General features: G+C 68.0%; 14 protein-coding genes, 2 tRNA genes and 1 pseudogene. 8 read left to right on the top strand and 9 right to left on the bottom strand.

Annotated features, from left to right (window positions below; all coding sequences use genetic code 11):
• Nucleotides 1–256: 256 nt before the first annotated feature.
• The 3 genes from ACFYRH_RS40140 to ACFYRH_RS40130 all read right to left on the bottom strand — a co-directional run bounded on the left by ACFYRH_RS40140 (nt 257) and on the right by ACFYRH_RS40130 (nt 4,359).
• The gene (locus tag ACFYRH_RS40140; protein WP_387786046.1) at nt 257–1,474 is read right to left on the bottom strand and encodes an MFS transporter; all 1,218 of its coding nucleotides are present in this window, start codon (nt 1,472–1,474) and stop codon (nt 257–259) included.
• Between the two features lie 64 nt (nt 1,475–1,538).
• On the bottom strand, nt 1,539–3,305 hold the full coding sequence (locus tag ACFYRH_RS40135; RefSeq protein WP_387786044.1) for a hypothetical protein: 1,767 nt from the start codon (nt 3,303–3,305) through the stop codon (nt 1,539–1,541).
• On the bottom strand, nt 3,298–4,359 hold the full coding sequence (locus ACFYRH_RS40130) for an AAA family ATPase (protein WP_387786043.1): 1,062 nt from the start codon (nt 4,357–4,359) through the stop codon (nt 3,298–3,300). Before ACFYRH_RS40130 ends, ACFYRH_RS40135 begins: the two co-directional genes overlap by 8 nt.
• A 250-nt stretch (nt 4,360–4,609) precedes the next feature.
• Here ACFYRH_RS40130 and ACFYRH_RS40125 point away from each other — a divergent pair, with 250 nt between their 5' ends.
• A complete protein-coding gene (locus ACFYRH_RS40125) occupies nt 4,610–6,367 on the top strand; it encodes a hypothetical protein (protein WP_387786041.1) in 1,758 nt (585 codons plus the stop codon).
• A gap of 12 nt (nt 6,368–6,379) precedes the next feature.
• On the opposite strand, the gene ACFYRH_RS40120 is transcribed toward ACFYRH_RS40125, so the two are convergent.
• Nucleotides 6,380–7,132: a phosphotransferase family protein gene (locus ACFYRH_RS40120; protein ID WP_387786038.1), complete on the bottom strand. Its 753-nt coding sequence runs from the start codon at nt 7,130–7,132 to the stop codon at nt 6,380–6,382.
• Nucleotides 7,133–7,319: 187 nt separating this feature from the next.
• Between ACFYRH_RS40120 and ACFYRH_RS40115 the strand changes: the two genes are divergently transcribed.
• Nucleotides 7,320–7,703 (top strand): VOC family protein, encoded by a 384-nt coding sequence (locus tag ACFYRH_RS40115; RefSeq protein WP_387786037.1) that lies wholly within the window; start codon nt 7,320–7,322, stop codon nt 7,701–7,703.
• Nucleotides 7,704–7,740: 37 nt separating this feature from the next.
• Here ACFYRH_RS40115 and ACFYRH_RS40110 read toward each other — a convergent pair whose 3' ends face one another.
• The 4 genes and pseudogenes from ACFYRH_RS40110 to ACFYRH_RS40095 form a co-directional block, all read right to left on the bottom strand.
• Complete coding sequence (locus tag ACFYRH_RS40110) at nt 7,741–7,998, bottom strand: cupin domain-containing protein (protein WP_387786035.1); 258 nt, start codon at nt 7,996–7,998, stop codon at nt 7,741–7,743.
• Between the two features lie 150 nt (nt 7,999–8,148).
• Entirely contained in the window at nt 8,149–8,505 is a 357-nt protein-coding gene (locus ACFYRH_RS40105) for a hypothetical protein (protein WP_387786034.1), read from the bottom strand.
• Nucleotides 8,506–8,621: 116 nt separating this feature from the next.
• Nucleotides 8,622–8,756: pseudogene (locus ACFYRH_RS40100) on the bottom strand (GntR family transcriptional regulator); the annotation flags it as partial.
• Between the two features lie 36 nt (nt 8,757–8,792).
• Nucleotides 8,793–8,866: transfer RNA gene (locus ACFYRH_RS40095), tRNA-Gly, on the bottom strand.
• Between the two features lie 107 nt (nt 8,867–8,973).
• Between ACFYRH_RS40095 and ACFYRH_RS40090 the strand changes: the two genes are divergently transcribed.
• The 6 genes from ACFYRH_RS40090 to ACFYRH_RS40065 all read left to right on the top strand — a co-directional run bounded on the left by ACFYRH_RS40090 (nt 8,974) and on the right by ACFYRH_RS40065 (nt 15,349).
• Nucleotides 8,974–9,046: transfer RNA gene (locus tag ACFYRH_RS40090), tRNA-Pro, on the top strand.
• Between the two features lie 76 nt (nt 9,047–9,122).
• Nucleotides 9,123–10,514 carry a trigger factor gene (gene tig / locus ACFYRH_RS40085; protein WP_387786032.1) on the top strand — a complete coding sequence of 464 codons (1,392 nt, stop codon included), beginning with the start codon at nt 9,123–9,125 and terminating at the stop codon, nt 10,512–10,514.
• Between the two features lie 358 nt (nt 10,515–10,872).
• Nucleotides 10,873–11,496 carry a ClpP family protease gene (locus tag ACFYRH_RS40080; RefSeq protein WP_387786030.1) on the top strand — a complete coding sequence of 208 codons (624 nt, stop codon included), beginning with the start codon at nt 10,873–10,875 and terminating at the stop codon, nt 11,494–11,496.
• A gap of 29 nt (nt 11,497–11,525) precedes the next feature.
• Entirely contained in the window at nt 11,526–12,137 is a 612-nt protein-coding gene (locus ACFYRH_RS40075; protein WP_387786028.1) for an ATP-dependent Clp protease proteolytic subunit, read from the top strand.
• A gap of 209 nt (nt 12,138–12,346) precedes the next feature.
• On the top strand, nt 12,347–13,645 hold the full coding sequence (gene clpX, locus ACFYRH_RS40070; RefSeq protein ID WP_387786025.1) for an ATP-dependent Clp protease ATP-binding subunit ClpX: 1,299 nt from the start codon (nt 12,347–12,349) through the stop codon (nt 13,643–13,645).
• 105 nt (nt 13,646–13,750) lie between these two features.
• Nucleotides 13,751–15,349, top strand: coding sequence for an alpha/beta hydrolase (locus ACFYRH_RS40065; RefSeq protein WP_387786023.1), 1,599 nt, complete (start codon nt 13,751–13,753; stop codon nt 15,347–15,349).
• On the opposite strand, the gene ACFYRH_RS40060 is transcribed toward ACFYRH_RS40065, so the two are convergent.
• Nucleotides 15,312–16,613 carry an aspartate aminotransferase family protein gene (locus ACFYRH_RS40060; protein ID WP_387786021.1) on the bottom strand — a complete coding sequence of 434 codons (1,302 nt, stop codon included), beginning with the start codon at nt 16,611–16,613 and terminating at the stop codon, nt 15,312–15,314. The genes ACFYRH_RS40065 and ACFYRH_RS40060 overlap by 38 nt on opposite strands.
• Nucleotides 16,614–16,621 lie beyond the last annotated feature (8 nt).

The raw sequence follows: 16,621 nt of genomic DNA, 5'->3' as shown, positions 1-16,621 counted from the left end.
TAGGGGCAGCGATCGACGGCGCTTGGACAGGGTGCTCTGAGGGCATCTGGACGGGCGCACTTCCCATCTACTTCGGTACGAGGGGGGAGTTTGAGGCGACCGGAAAACGGCGCACTTTCCAGTATCGCTCAGTAGGTAAGCGCTTGTCCCGCCAATTCCATTCCCCGCCGATGAATTACCACCGGACGCAATAGACGGCCTCGTCCCCAGGCGGGGCAGGCCGGCTGACCTATCGCGTTTCGCAATCAGTCCGACCTCATCGATCGCCTGCCGGTTCCCGATCGGGCACGTCACGGAGCGTGCGGAGCGGTGACAGGACGGCCACCAGCAGACCCGCCAGCATGCCGCCGGTGGCGAGCAGGAGGGTGGGGCGGATCCCGACCGCGGTGGCGACGACACCGGAGGTGGCCGCACCGATGGTCTGGCCGCCGATCACCAGCGTGCGCCAGGACGCGGTGACCTGGCCGAGCAGGTGGGTCGGCGCCAGCGCCTGACGCAGGGTGCGCTGCGGGACGCCGAACAGCGACATACCGAGGCCGGCGCAGACCTGCCCGGCCAGGATCACCGGAGTGCTGCCGGTGGCGAAGGCCACGCCGGACACGGATGCGAGCAGGACGCCGGACAAGTACGAGCGTCCGATCCCGACCCGGCGGCACCAGGCGCCGGCGACCAGCGTGCCGGCCACCGCCGCGGCGCCGAAGGTCGTCAGGCTCAGCCCGACGAACGCCGGTGACTTGTGCAGATCGCGGATCAGGTAGAGCACGGTCAGCGGAGCCTGCATCGCTCCGGTCATGGCCGCAATACCGGCCGAGATGACGAGTGGCTGGAGAACCCGATCGCCGAACAGCACGCGGAGTCCCGCCGAGAGCCGCACCTCGGACCGCTCCGGTGCGGGGGCGCGGGCGGGCTCCCGGATCAGGTACGACGCGATCGCGGACACGACGTACGACGCGGCGTCGATGACGATCGCGAACGGCGCGGTCAGCACCTGGACGAGGAAGCCGGCGACAGACGGGCCGAGCGTGGAAGCGAGATTGATGTTGAGCAGCGCCGCGCTGTTGGCCCGCATCAGGTCGTCGCGTGGCACCAGCACCGGGATCATCGTCTGCGACGCGGTGTCGGACAGCAGAGTGAGGACTCCGGTCAGTACGGCGACGGCGTACAGCTGCTCGATGCGTAGTACCCCCGCGGCCGCTGCGACGGGGACCGAGCCGAGCAGCAGGAGTCGTCCGATGTCGGTTCGGATGAGGACACGGCGCCGGGACCACCTGTCGACCCAGACACCGGCCAGCAGCCCGAACACCAGATGCGGTGCGATCGTCAACGCGGACAGCGCACCCATCTCCACAGCGGACGCCTGCAGGTTCACCACCGCCACCAGCGGCAGCGCGACAGTGGTCACCGCACTGCCGGACGCCGACACCAGCTGTCCGATCCACAGCTTCCGGAACTCGCCCCTCACGATCCACGCCATGACAGTGAACCTGTCACTCAGCAGAGTCACCCGACTACGGCAGTTCGCCCTGAGCAGACGCAGTTCACTCCACGCGAAACACCGAACCCTTCGCGGTGAAGGGAAGTGCGGCCCCGCGAGGAATCAGCCACGCGTGCTCACGGCGTACCCGGACGACATCGCACTGGCCGTCGGTGATCAGCAGGATCGGACCGTCGACCGGGAAGTCGTCAGCGCGCTCGAGCAGGTCCACACCGGGCTGCAGGACGGTGCCACCACGACCACGGACCTGCACACGGCCGGCGATGTCGTCGACCGGTACGTAGCCAGCGTCGTAGGCGGCCGCGTCGCAGTACACGACCCGGGCAGCCGGTACGTCCCGGGCGCGGGAGTACGAGGCGATCGCACCGAGCGCCTTGCCGAGCAGCTCCCGGTTCATCGATCCCGAGGTGTCGAGAACGACGCCGTACGTCGGGAGTCGCGCCAGCTCGACCGGCCGGACCCAGCCCGGGCGCGGGATGTCCGGCGTACCGGATTGGCGCCGGGACGCGCGAGCGTAGGTGCGGGTCTTCTCGACCGCGGGGACGTGCTCCTCGAACCAGCGGGCCAGCTGCGCGTCCCAGGCCAGTGGCGGGTGGTCCAGAGCGCGGATCTCCTCGACCAGTCCGGCCGGCAGGGTGCCGCGACTCGGGTCGTGGTACGCCAGGCCCGTGGTGAGCGCACGACGGTAGATGTCGTCCAGACCGGCCGCGCGGGCGGCTTCACCGCTGTGGGGGAGCGGATGGCCGAGTACGTCGCCCATACCGACACCACGCAGGGTCGCAAGCTTGCGGTAGCGCCGCAGGTCGGTGGTGATGCGGTCGTACACCTCCTCGACCGACATGCCCTTCAGCACCGGGTCGTGCAACACGCCGTCCGGCATGGTGCCGACGCCCATCTCCAGCAGCCAGCCGTTGATCACCAGGTCGGAGGCGACGTTCCACAGGTAGGCGTCACGACCGCCGACCCGCTCGCCATGGCGCAGTGCGGCGTGCAGCATTTCGTGCGCCATCACGAACCGCCACTCGTTCTGCGTCAGGCCGACGAGCGGGTTGACGTAGATCTCGCCGACGGACGCGTTGACCGCCGCCGTGTGGATGCCCCAGGCCCGCGCGAGCTCCACCTCGGCAACGATGGTCATGCTGGACGCGATCGCCCCGAGCAACGGGTACGACGACACGAACCAGCCGAGCGCCAGGTCCCAGTCGTCGCGTCCACCCTTGCCGGACCGGGCGCCTCCCGCGAGGTCAACCGCCGCAGCGGCGGCCGCCGACAGTCCGGCGGCGAAGAGCTCACTCCAGTTCGGCGGCTTACCCCACCCGTTCCACCGAGCCGTCTGTACGTCGGCAGCGTGGCCCGCCACCCCGAGACGCTCGAGGTCCGCTGGTACGCCGGAGCGACGCCAGAGTCGTGCCAGCGCGTCCTCCTCCATCGCTGGGAACTCCGCCGGCAGCTCGACTACCGGCGTACCCAGTTTGAGGGACTTGAGGTAGCGGTTGACGGCTACGTCGTACGCGGCGCTCATGGCGTGGTCGGGTGCGGGCAGGTCGCGCTCGGCGTGGCCGAGTCCGAGGTGGATCAGGAGGTGCGCGAAGACCCACGTCCACTCCTCAGGAGTGGCGCGGCGGGTCCGGTGCGTGTGGATCCGGCCGTTCGAGTCGATGATCGCCCAGGCGTCGGCGGGGCAGGTGTCGTCGCGGACAGGACCGTGCATCCGGTCGGACATCGGCGCGAACAGTGGGTGGTGGCAGATGGTGTTCCAGGCGGACCGGATCGCCTCCAGCGCCGGGTCGCGCTGCTTGCGCTTAGGCACGGGCGGCCACCAGACGCGGCAGGTCGCGGCTGACCTCGACCAGGAACCACGTCGGCAGCACCGGACGGCCGTCGTCGTCGGAGGCGATCACGAGCTGCGCCACCTCGAGCGAGATCTCCGCCAGTTCGACCAGCAACGCCTTGCCACGGTGTGCCAGCTGGCGGGCCGCAGGAGTCGCGGAGGCCTTGTCGGCGGCCAGTTCCTTGATCAGCCGGGCGCGGAAGGTCTCGGCCAGGAAGTACAGCAGGTCGCGGTCCTCCGGGGCGGCCGGCCATCCGGTCTCACCCTTGAGTACGGCGTCCAGACCGAAGGCGTGCCGGACCGTCTTCACATACGCGCGGAACGTGGACGCATGCGGCGCGGACAAGGTGCCGAAGGCAAGGATCCGTAGCGTCTCGTCGGTCACGTCGTCGCCGTACGAGTGCAAGGCGTCGGACAGCATGTGCCAGCTGCGTGGGGTCGAGAACGGCTCCTCGGTCTTCGGCGGAGCGGTCCAGAGGTGGTCGGGGCGGTTGCGCAGGTACTCCAGTACCCACGGGTGGATGCCCGCCGTACCGGCCCACCGCAGCCAGTCGCTCGCCGATGCGCGCAGGTGGATGTGCACGAGCCGGTTGACCAGGGCGCTGGCCATCGGACGGGCCAGTGCGTTGTCCGTGGCCCGGTTACCGGCGCCGATCACCACGGATCCCTCCGGTAGCTCGTACTCACCGATCCGGCGGTCCAGGATCAGCGAGTAGAACGCTTTCTGCACTTCGGCGGAGGAGGCGTTCAGCTCGTCCAGGAACAGGCAGTACGGCTCGTCGCGGGCGATCGCCACGGGCGGAGCGAAGCGGCTACGTCCGTCCACGATCTGCGGTACGCCGATGAGGTCCTCGGGCGCGAGCTGGGTACCCAGGAGCGTCACGCACTCCAGACCGAGCGACTCAGCGAACGCACGCACCAGACTGCTCTTGCCGATTCCCGGTGCGCCCCAGAGGAAGACCGGGCGTACCACTGCGACGTGCAGCAGTACTTCGGGCAGTTCTGCCGCCGATACCGTGATTCCCGCCTGCATCCGTCCCTTTCACTCGTTGACCGGCTTTCCAGGATCCTCTTGTGGTCACGGTGTGTCACCCGGATTTCCCCGCGGCTTCCGTTACCGGTCGTTACTGGCTAGGGTGCGGCGCGATGTCGTCGGAGTGCCTGGGGGGTATCTCGTGTTTCGTCTGCAGGCTGCCGTTCTGTGCGGCGCCCTACTGCTGCCGTTGTCTGCCGCGCCCGTAATGGCGGCCGATCCGCCGACGCATCTGGGTGAGGGTGCCCTGGTGCCTGGGCATTCGGCGACGGCTGTCGGGATGTCCGGGGCGCGCGTAGTGGTGTCGGACCCGGCTGTCGTCTACGAGACGAGTAACAACGGGACGACGTGGACGGCATCTGGTGGCAGTAGTAGTGGCAAGGCGCTGCAGGTTGAGGGCTCCGCACTGCTGACGTTCGACGGTAGTACTGCGAAGGTCGGCGGGCTCACGTTCCCCGCAGCCGACGAGGTCGTGCTGGGGAAGGGCGGGAAGCTCGTCTCACACCGCGCGCCCAGCGCTGCGACTGCTGAGGTGTACGACGTCGCTTCGAAAGCCAAGGTGGCCGACTTCGCGCCTCCGTTCGCTATGTCGGGCGACACGGTGTGGAAGGTGACCGAGCCGGGACATCTGGACGGCAAGAACCTCACCACTGGTGACGTGAAGACAGTCCTGGTCGCCGGCTCGTGCACTGTCGACTCGGACGACGTGAACGGGCGCTGGGCGGTGCTGAGCGGCTGTCAGCAGGTCGTCGACGTCAACGGTCCGCAGGCGCCGCGCAATCTGTCCGTGGCGGCGGATTCCCAGCTGGGCAACGGGTTCGCCGTCCAGGAGTCGGGCTCCGACCTGCTGGTGACCGACCTCAACGACCCGGCTCTGGGGCAGCGTCGCTACGGACCGATCCGCACCACCACTCCCAGCTTCCGTGCGGATGGCTCCGGGCTGGCGAAGATCGTGTACGCCGACGCGGCCGGGAAGCCCCGCGTCATCACTCTGTCGTGGCTGACCGCCGATCCGCAGGAGCACGCCGACACGGTCGCGCCCGTACTGCGGAGCGCCTCCGCCGGTGATCGGGTCCGCGACAACACCAGCCTGTCCTTCGAGTGGGCGTACGACGACCCTCAGGACCCGAATGCGCCCGCTACGGGAGTGGACAGCTACGACCTGCGTATTCAGCAGCGTCCGAACCGGAGTACGCCGTACGGCGCGTGGAACGAGGTACCGGGGTGGCAGGGGCTCAAGACGACTGGGGCGAGTCTCACTGCGGCGGTGGGGACCGATACGTGCTGGCAGGTGCGGGCGCGGGACTATGCGGGCAACGTGAGCGGTTGGAGTACGTCGTACTGCAGTGAGGTCGATGGGACCGCGCCGTCGCTCGTCACGTGGCGCATCGGTGACCGGGTTCAATTGGGCACGTCCGCGACGGTGCGTTGGGCTTATAAGGACGACACCGACATCGCGTCGTACGACGTCGTCTACAAGACCGCCGCGCCGGGTGTTGCGCTGGGCAAGTGGATGTACCCCGCCACGTGGCAGAACACGCGCATCACGTCGATCTCGTGGACGCCGCGGCTCGGGTGGGACGAGTGCTTCATGGTGCGCGCCCGGGACTACCTGGGGAACCTGTCCGCCTGGTCGGCCCCCATCTGCTCCGCGTCCCCCGAAGACGACCGCGCACTCACCGCAGCAGGCACAGTCACCCGCTCCACCAGCACGCTGGCCTTCCAGGGCACGACGACGATCCTGAAAGCCAACGGCGCCTACCTGACCAAGCCAACCGAGGCCGGCCAACGCATCGCCCTCGTAGCCATCCACGGCCCCGGTCAAGGCCGCGTCGACATCTACCACGCCAACATCAAGATCGGCACGGTCTCTTTGGCAGCGACCACCACCAGCCGAGTCCTCACCTACCTCCCCACCACCCCCTTCCGCACCGGCCCCCTGAAGATCGTCTCCACCACCACAGCCCCCGCAACCATCGACGCCGTAGCCCTCCTCCGAGCGACCTAGCCTCGAAAACAGTCAGCCGCGGGCGGCTTCGAAGGCAGTGCGGAGTACGTCGAATTCGCAGCCGGGGGTGTTGGGGTCGAAGCCGTGTTCGGTGAGCCAGCGGGAGGCGGTGAGGCTGCGGAGGGACCACCAGGCGCGGATCACGTCGCGGTCGGCGCCGTCGCCGTACCCTGCGATGACGTCCGCGAGGTGCTCCTCGTGGCCCAGGGTCAGGATCGCGAGGTCGAACATCGCGTCGCCCCGGCTCGCCTCGGACCAGTCGATCACGCCGGTGACCTTGTCGCCGTCGACGAACACGTGGGTGATCTGCAGATCGCCGTGGGTGAAGACCGGCGTCCACGGGCGGAGCGCGATCTCGGCGATCTCCCTGTTGTACCGGATCAGATCGGCGGGGAGGACATCGTTCGTGATGAGCCATTCGCATTCGCGGTCGAGGTCCACCCTGATCTCCTCGACGCTCCTACTGGTCCACGGCGGCAGCGGCGCGTCGTGCAGTTCGCGGATGGCCGCGCCCGCCGCGGCCCACGCGGCCGGCGACGCGGGTGACGGTTCACCGAGGACGCCGAGCGCCGTCCCGGGTACGGCGGCGATCGCGAGCGCGGGCGGCTTTCGCCACAGAACCTCCGGGGTGGGAATCGGCGCCAACCCCATCGCCGCAACCTCGACATCGAGCCGCGACTGATCGGCGTCGACCTTCAGAAACACGTCCCCGACCCGCAGCGTCGTCCGCTCGCTGTGGGCGACAACGACCTCGACCTCATCCATGCCGGCCATTGTCGCGGGCGCAGCCACCCCAGTCACCGGCATTACCTCCCACGTCCACCCACGACCGCGCCAGACCTCGGACCCGCGTTGAGGACCTTGGACAAGCAATACCCTGTCCGAGGACGGCGTCGAGTGTCACAGGTCGAATGTGGTGGCGGCTGAACCTGAGGTCAGGGAGGCTGTGCGCATGGTTTCGGTACTGCAGAACGTCGCGATCGACTGTTCGGACGCCTATCAGCTGGCGCGTTTTTGGAGCGAGGTCACCGGGCGGCCGCTCGACCCGGACTGCGAGCCGGGGGACCACGAGACCGTGGTGATGCTGGCGGAGGGCCCGCTCCTGTACTTCAACCAGGTCCCCGAGCCGAAGACGGTCAAGAACCGCCTCCACCTCTGCCTGCGCCCCGAGTCCACCCGCGACCAGGAGGTGGAACGCCTCCTCGCCCTCGGCGCCACCCTCGTCGCCGACCGCCGCAACCAGGACGGCACCGGCTGGGCAGTCCTGGCCGATCCCGAAGGCAACGAGTTCTGCGTACTCCGCAGCGAAGCCGACCGCGCCGCCCCAAACCCCTGAGCCACGGCCGGGCCCGCCGCGCAACGGCGTACCCGAGTTAGTCGGACTTGACGATGTCGACCGAGATCTCGACGGCCCGGACGTCCCCCTTGTTCTCCAGCCAATGCAGCGTGTTCCGATCCTCGGGCCACCCGAGCCCCGGCCCGTACTCCGTGGTCATGCCGTCACGGTGGTCGGTGATAGTCCCTTCCAGGACGTAGACAGTCCCAGGCCGCCCCGCATGATCATGCAACGGCCCGAACACACCACCAGGCTCGATCGTCACCATCCGCATCCGCAGCTTGTGCCCCTCCATGCCGGCAATCTCAGCCCCCAGATCAACCGTCGCAAGCACCTCAACCGAAACACCCCGAGCCTCCGGGGCAACCTGTTCGTCACCCATCGCACTCCCCTCCCGTGGATTCGCGTGGCGGTTGAGCCGATTGTGCACCCCGGAAGCGATTTGTCAGGGCCGGAGCTGCCCAGTTTGCGGGTCGTAGCAGATCAGGCCGTGCTGCTTGGCGAGGTCAGCGGCAAACGAGCTCGCTTCGTCGGCTCTGCTCCACACCATGGGGAAATACAGGAGCGGGCCGATGGCTTCGCCAATCAGCGGCCCGGACGCCCATGGGCTGGCGTCGCTGTCGTTGTCGGTGATGTCCGGCCAACGTGCGAGAAGCGCCGCGACAAAGGCGGCAATCCGCGGCGAGGGCGGGATCGGTTCCTCGGCCTCGACGTACTTCTCGTACAGAGCTTGGAAGGCGTCTTCCGCGAGTTCGTCGCTAGCGGGGCGGTCGCCTTCCCAAACCGCGAGGTCATACGACATGCCCGAGATCGTGCCACACCCGCGACGTCGATCGTCACCTGCGGCTTCTCGAAGGCGTGATCGAGGCGCGCGCCGAGACCGATCCGCTGTCCGGAGCGGTCGCGCACGTAGACGCCGGTGTCTGCCCGGGACGCGATCAGCCCCTCGTTGCGGAGCAGCTTGAGCGCCTGCTGGACGGTCATCCGAGCGACGCCGTACTCCGTTGCCAGTTGCTGCCGCGAAGGTAGCTTGTCGCGTACGAAAAGCCCCAGGCTGGAAGTTGTCGCCTCTGCCTGGGACTCTCGGTGTGGAGCGGGTGACGAGAATCGAACTCGCGTAGCCAGTTTGGAAGACTGGGGCTCTACCATTGAGCTACACCCGCGGTGCTCGGACATGATTCCACATGGACCCGGGTGGACTCAAAACGGGTTTATCGGGGGCCGGTGGCACGAGCACTGGTTCGGGTCGACTAGACTTCTGCGGTCACTGCGGGGCGTAGCGTAGTGGCTAGCGCGCCTGCTTTGGGAGCAGGAGACCGCAGGTTCGAGTCCTGTCGCCCCGACAAACCCCCTGCAGCACCGCTGTGGCGCGGGCTGTTGCGTGCCGCACTTGTCACCGAATCAAGGAGAACCGCCACCGTGAAGAGCACCGTCGAGTCCTTGAGCCCGACCAAGGTCAAGCTCATCGTCGAGGTGCCGTTCGAGGAACTCAAGCCGAGCCTCGACGCGGCGTACCAGAGCATCGCCTCGCAGATCACCGTGCCCGGGTTCCGGAAGGGCAAGGTGCCGCCGCAGGTGATCGACCAGCGCGTGGGCCGCGGCCCGGTGCTCGAGGAGGCGATCAACGACGCGCTCCCGAAGCTCTACTCGCAGGCGGTCAGCGACAACCAGGTCAAGGCGATCGGCCGGCCCGAGGTCGACGTGACCGACTTCAACGACAAGGAGAGCCTGCAGTTCTCCGCCGAGGTCGAGGTCCGCCCGGAGATCACCCTGCCGGACCTGGAGGGCCTCAAGGCCGAGGTCGAGGACCTCGCGATCTCCGACGACGAGGTGAACGAGCAGATCGAGTCGCTGCGTCAGCGGTTCGGCTCGCTGAACCCGGTCGAGCGCGCGGTCGCCGACAACGACTTCATCACCATCGACCTGTCCGCCAGCAAGGACGGCGAGAAGGTCGAGGAGGCGCAGGCGACCGGCCTGTCGTACCAGGTCGGCAGCGGTCAGCTGCTCGACGGCCTGGACGAGGCCGTCACCGGCCTGAGCGCCGGCGAGAAGAAGACCTTCGTCACCCAGCTGGTCGGCGGCGCGCTGAAGGGCGAGGACGTCGACGTCGAGGTGACCGTGACCGCGGTCAAGGAGCAGGAGCTTCCCGAGTTCGACGACGAGTTCGCGCAGACCGCGTCGGAGTTCGACACCGCCGAGGAGCTGAAGGCCGACGTGCAGGAGCGGCTGCAGCGCGGCAAGCGGCTCGAGCAGGCCGGCGAGGCGCGTGACGCGGTCCTGGAGAAGATCCTCACGCTGGTCGACGTGCCGGTGCCCGAGGGTCTGCTCACCGACGAGCTGGCCGCCCGCAAGGAGAACCTGGAGCAGCAGCTCGGGTACTCCGGGATGACCATGGAGCAGTTCCTCGAGGGTGAGGAGCAGACCCAGGACGAGTTCGACGAGGACCTGAAGAAGCGCTCCGAGGACGCCATCAAGGCGCAGTTCGTGCTCGACCTGGTGGCCGAGCAGCAGGAGCTGAGCGTCAACGACCAGGAGCTCACCGAGCACATCGTCCGGCACGCGCAGCGCTCCGGCGTCAGCCCGGACCAGTTCGCCCAGCACGCCGTCGAGAACAACCTGGTCCCGAGCCTGGTGTCCGAGGTCGTCCGCGGCAAGGCGCTGGCCTACCTGGTGGAGAACGCCGAGGTCACCGACAAGTCCGGCAACACGGTCGAGCTGAAGACCCTGCAGCCCGACGGCACGTACGCCGACCCGGAGGCCGCCGAGGCCACCGAGGAGAGCGCCGCGGAGCCGGAGCCGGCCAAGGCCTGAGCAAGCCCGCCGTCACGGCCCGGGAACCCCACGCGGGGTTCCCGGGCCGTTCGCATTTCGCGAACCAGTTGCAAGGAAACCGTCGGTTGGGCCGCCTACGGTGGACGGTGAAACGATTTCCGGGCGGAGGGGGCGGGTGTGGCCGCGCTGCTGCAGGAGCCAGAGGTGCGACGGGACGCGGACGAGCCGGCCCGTCGCGAAGTACCTGACGAGGCAGCCGTCGAGGAGCCTGGATCGATGGTGCTGTGCGGCTGGTGATTCTTCCCGCTTTAGCTCACAGCAGACGCGCGGTGCGCCGTGAGCGAACACCTACGGCCCAGCCTTAGGTCTGTCGCCCCCGACCAGTAATGTCGGGTTCGTGAACGAGACATTTGCAGCCATCCCCACCGCCGCAGGCGGCAACGGAGCCGGCGGACAAGACGACGACATCTACCGCGAGCTGCGGAAGAACCGGATCATCTTCTTGGGGTCCGAGGTTCGCGACGACAACTCGAACGCGATCATCGCGCAGATGCTCCTGCTGAACGCCCAGGACCCGAGCGCGGACATCTGGCTGTACATCAACTCCCCGGGCGGCTCGGTCGACTCGGGTATGGCGATCTACGACACCATGCAGTGGATCTCCAACGACGTCGCCACCGTCGGGATGGGCCTGGCCGCCTCGATGGGCCAGTTCCTGCTCTGCGCCGGCGCGAAGGGCAAGCGCTACTCGCTGCCGCACGCGCGGATCATGATGCACCAGCCGTCCGGCGGTATGGGCGGTACGGCCTCGGACATCAAGATCCAGGCCGAGCAGTCGCTGCACCTCAAGGCGCTGCTGTTCAGGCTGATCGCCGAGCACACCGGCCAGCCGCTCGAGCAGGTCGAGAACGACGCGGATCGCGACCGCTGGTTCACCGCCGAGGCGGCCAAGGAGTACGGCTTCATCGACCACGTGGTCACCAGCGCGGCCCAGCTCAGCCAGGGCAGCCCGAACTCCTGATCTCCCACTCCGTCAGTTAAGGACGCACCATGAACTACTTCATCCCGCAGTGGGAGGAGCGCACGTCGTACGGCGTGCGTCGTGTCGACCCGTACACCAAGCTGTTCGAGGAGCGCATCATCTTCCTCGGTACGCCGATCTCGGACGAGATCGCGAACGCCGTGATGGCGCAGCTGCTGTGCCTGCAGTCGATGGACACCGACCGCGACATCAGCATCTACATCAACTCGCCGGGGGGCTCGTTCACGGCCCTGACCGCGATCTACGACACCATCCGCTACATCAAGCCGGACGTCTCCACGGTCTGCCTCGGCCAGGCCGCCTCGGCCGCCGCGGTGCTGCTCGCCGCCGGTACGCCGGGCAAGCGGTTCGCGCTCCCGAACAGCCGGATCATCATCCACCAGCCGGCCACCGAGGGCACCTACGGGCAGTCCAGTGACATCGAGATCCAGGCGAACGAGATCCTTCGCCTGCGCTCGCTGCTGGAGAAGATGATCTCCGACGCCAGCGGGAAGTCGCCCGAGGACGTCTCCCGCGACATCGAGCGGGACAAGTTCCTGACCGCCGAGCAGGCCGTCGAGTACGGTCTGATCGACCAGGTGTTCGAGTCCCTGAAGGCCCCGGTTCCGGCCGGAGTCTGACTCCGGTCCCCGGGCCCGGGAACTGTCAAGGGCCTGACGCGTTCGCCACCGGCGTAGTCACAACCCGGTGGCGAGCGCGGTTTTTCGGCCCCGGACGGGGTACCGTCAAAACGCGGCTCGGGGTCTTCATGGCTCGCCATGTTTCCCCGGTCCGTGCGGCCCATGCCCTCCCGGCCCTGTTCGATTGCGCATAGAAGGGATCTGTCCCGGTGGCACGCATTGGTGACGGCGGCGACCTGCTCAAGTGCTCGTTCTGCGGTAAGAGTCAGAAGCAGGTCAAGAAGCTCATCGCCGGTCCCGGCGTCTACATCTGCGACGAATGCATCGATCTCTGTAACGAGATCATCGAGGAGGAGCTGAACGAGGGCTCCGAGGTCGGTCTCACGGAGCTCCCGAAGCCCCGGGAGATCTACGACTTCCTCAATGCGTACGTCGTCGGTCAGGACGTGGCCAAGAAGGCTCTCGCGGTGGCTGTGTACAACCACTACAAGCGAGTTCGCGACGGTCAGGGCACCTCGAGTGCGGGCCGGCACGCGAAGGACGAGGCCGTGGAGCTGGCCAAGTCGAACATCCTGCTGATCGGCCCGACCGGCTGCGGCAAGACGTACCTCGCGCAGACGCTCGCCCGGATGCTGAACGTCCCGTTCGCGATCGCCGACGCGACCGCGCTCACCGAGGCCGGCTATGTCGGTGAGGACGTCGAGAACATCCTGCTGAAGCTGATCCAGGCGGCCGACTACGACGTCAAGAAGGCCGAGACCGGGATCATCTACATCGACGAGGTCGACAAGATCGCCCGCAAGAGCGAGAACCCGTCGATCACCCGGGACGTCTCCGGCGAGGGTGTCCAGCAGGCGCTGCTGAAGATCCTGGAAGGTACGACGGCCAGCGTGCCGCCGCAGGGTGGCCGTAAGCACCCGCACCAGGAGTTCATCCAGATCGACACGACCAACGTGCTGTTCATCGTCGGCGGCGCGTTCGCCGGCCTGGACCACATGGTCGAGCAGCGGGTCGGCAAGAAGACCATCGGCTTCAACACGGCGCCCGAGACGGAGAAGCCGAAGGAGCTCGGTGGGTACGCGGACGTGATGCCGGAAGACCTGCTGAAGTTCGGTCTGATCCCCGAGTTCATCGGCCGGCTCCCGGTGATCACCACGGTGTCCCCGCTGGACCGCGAGGCGCTGATCAAGATCCTGTCGGAGCCGAAGAACGCGCTGGTCAAGCAGTACCGGCGGCTGTTCGAGATCGACAACGTCGAGCTGGAGTTCACCGACGACGCGGTCGAGGCGATCGCGGACCAGGCGCTGCTCCGTGGCACCGGCGCCCGCGGCCTGCGGGCGATCATGGAGGAAGTCCTCCTGAACGTGATGTACGAGGTGCCCAGCCGTGAGGACGTCGCGAAGGTCGTCGTGACCGGCGAGGTGGTGCTGGAGAACGTGAATCCCACGCTGATCCCGCGCGACCAGATCGAGCGCACCAAGCGCGACCGGCGCGAGAAGAGCGCCTGACCGAAAGTCTGCAGTCGAGGAGGCCGGGTCCGCCGCGAGGCGGGGTCCCGGCCTCCTTCTCGTGGTGGACGCGACCGGAGAAGTCACCCGCCTACCGTCGGTGACATGACGCCCAGAAGAATCCTTCGAAGACTGTCTGTCGCCGGCGTGGCCCTGGTGCTGCTCACGCCGATGACTTCCGCCGTTGCGCAGGCAAGAACCGACGTACCGAAGATCGCATGGGGGAGTTGTGGCACCGACCCCAAGCTGAAGCCGTTCCAGTGCGCGAGTGTCGAGGTCCCGGCCGACTACGACCGCCCGCACGACCCGACGACGACGATCGCGCTGACCCGGTTGCCGGCGAGCGACCCGGCGCACAAGGTCGGCACGCTGTTCACGAACCCCGGTGGTCCGGGTGGTTCCGGCGTCGATTTCGTCCAGGCGGCCGCGCAGGCGATCTACACGCCCGAGCTCCGGGCGAGGTTCGACATCCTCGGCTTCGACCCGCGGGGTGTGGGCGGCTCCGACCCGACGACGTGTTACCCGACCGCGGCCGACGAGTCGAAGTCGCTGGCGAACGTCCCGCCGTTCCCGGTGACGGCGAAGGAGAACCGCCAGTTCGTGATCGACGCCGCGAAGGTCGCCGTCAGTTGCCAGACCACGTCACCGGACCGGCTCGCGCACTACTCGACCGCGAACGTCGCCCGGGACATGGACCTGCTGCGCCAGGCGGTCGGCGACGACAAGCTCACGTACGTCGGCTACTCCTACGGCACGTACCTCGGGGCGACGTACGCCAAGCTCTTCCCGGACAAGGTACGGGCGCTCGTCCTGGACGGCACGCTGAGCCCAGAGGCGTACTCCGGCTCGAACGGCGACAAGGATCCGCTCGGTGTCCGGTTGAAGCAGGGCGAGGGCGCGTCGGACACGTACGAACAGTTCCTTGCCGAGTGCAAGAAGGCCGGTGCGGACTGTGTGCTGAACAAGCTCGGCGACCCGAAGACCGTCGTGGAGAACACGCTGGCGCGGCTGAAGACGCAGCCGGTAGACGTCCCGCTGCCGGACGGCTCCACGGTGAAGGTGACGTACGCCGTCGCGGTCGCGATCACGTTCCAGAGCCTCTACGACCCGCACGGCTACCCCGCCCTCGCGGACATGTGGGCGCAACTCGCGGGCACGAACAAGGCCAAGGCAGCGGCCAGGGCGCCGAAGACGGTGATCGAGTGGAACAACCGTAAGGAGGACTACACGACGTCGATCGGCAGCGCGCTGCAGCCGTGTGTCGAGGCGAAGCAGTCCGGTCGCCCGTTGGCCTACCCGGCGTACGCCGCGGCCGCGGACAAGCGAGCGCCGCACTTCGGCGCGTACCGCACCTGGGTCGGCATCCAGTGCGAGTTCCTCGGGATCCGCGACACCGACGCGTTCCGCGGGCCGTGGAAGAACGACGTACAGCAGCCCGTCCTGGTCTTCGGTACCCGGCACGACCCGGCCACGCCGTACGAGTTCACCCGTCCGTACGCGAACCTGTACCCGGATGCGCGGATGGTCACGGTCGAGGGTTGGGGGCACACGACGATCGGGCAGAGCGCGTGTGCCGACCGGATGACCACGGACTACCTGACCGAGCTGAAGGCACCGGCCGATGGAGCGACCTGCACGCAGGACCGCAAGCCGTTCGACCCGCTCCCTACAGGGAAGAAAGCACTGAATCTGCTGCCGCAATAGTCTCGTCGACCTGGTCCGCGGTGTGCTCGGTGGACAGGAACCACAATCCACGCGGGACGATGTTGATCCCGGCAGCGAACAACCCGGCGTGGAACCGAGCCATCGCGGCCCGGTCGCAGGCGGCGAACGACCGGTAGTCCGTCACCGCGTCCTGGTCGGTGATGTACGTCTGGAACACCGGACCAGGTCCGTCGACGAGCAGCGGCACCCCGTGCCGCGCAGCGGCCGCGCGCAGGCCGGCCATCAACCGTTGGCCTGCCGCGGTCAGCGGCGGATAGACCGCGTCGCGGTGCTCGTCGAGATGCGTCAGTACGGCGTCCGCGGCGGCCATCGCGACCGGGTGCGAGTTGAACGTCCCCGCGTGCGCGACCTTCCCGTCCGCGATCGTGTCCATCACCGCCCGCGAGCCGACCAGCGCGGACACCTGCATCCCGCCGGCCATCGCCTTCCCAAAGGCGGCCAGGTCCGGTACGACGCCGAGCAGCTCGCCGGCGCCACCCGGGGCGACCCGGAAGCCAGTGATGATCTCGTCGAAGATCAGCAGCGACCCGTACCGCGCGGTGAGCTCGCGCAGCCCCTCGAGGTAACCGGGCTGCGGCGTGATGCAGCCGGTGTTGCAGAGCAGCGGTTCGAGAATCACCGCGGCGATCTCGTCGCCGCAGTGCTCCAGCACCGCGGTGACGGCCGGAAGATCGTTGTAGGGCAGCACGATCAGGTCGTCGGCGTCGTGGCGCGGCTGGCCCGCCGTACCGCCGACCGCGGTCGGGTGGCGGGCGTCGCCGGCCAGCGCGAGATCGGGGTGCACGCTGTACAGCACCGGGTCCAGCCAGCCGTGGTAATTGCCTTCGAACTTCACGATCTTTGGCCGCCCGGTGTGTCCGCGAGCCAGCCTGATCGCGCCGTGCACGGCCTCCGAGCCGACGCTGTTGAAGCGCACCAGTTCCGCGGCGGGGATCATGCGGCACAGGCGTTCCGCCACCTGTGCCTCCAGCTCGTGCTGGGCCGCGTACGCGACGCCACGACGTACCTGTGCCGATACTGCGTCGGCGACGAGTGGAGCGGCATGACCGAGCAGGTTGGGGCCCTGGCCGAGCACGTAGTCGAGGTATCGGTTGCCGTCGACGTCCCACAGCTCCGCACCGCGGGCGTGGTCGACGAACAGCGGCCGGTCCGCGCGCCGTGCGTCGCTGGAGACCCCACCGGCGATCACCTGCTTGGCTCGCGCGTACAGGCGGTCGGCGTGGTCGTGGACCCTCGTCTGCACAATGTCCT

It is taken from the genome of Kribbella sp. NPDC004875 (assembly GCF_042873375.1).
Lineage (GTDB): Bacteria > Actinomycetota > Actinomycetes > Propionibacteriales > Kribbellaceae > Kribbella.
This window is presented reverse-complemented; position numbering and strand designations above follow the sequence as displayed.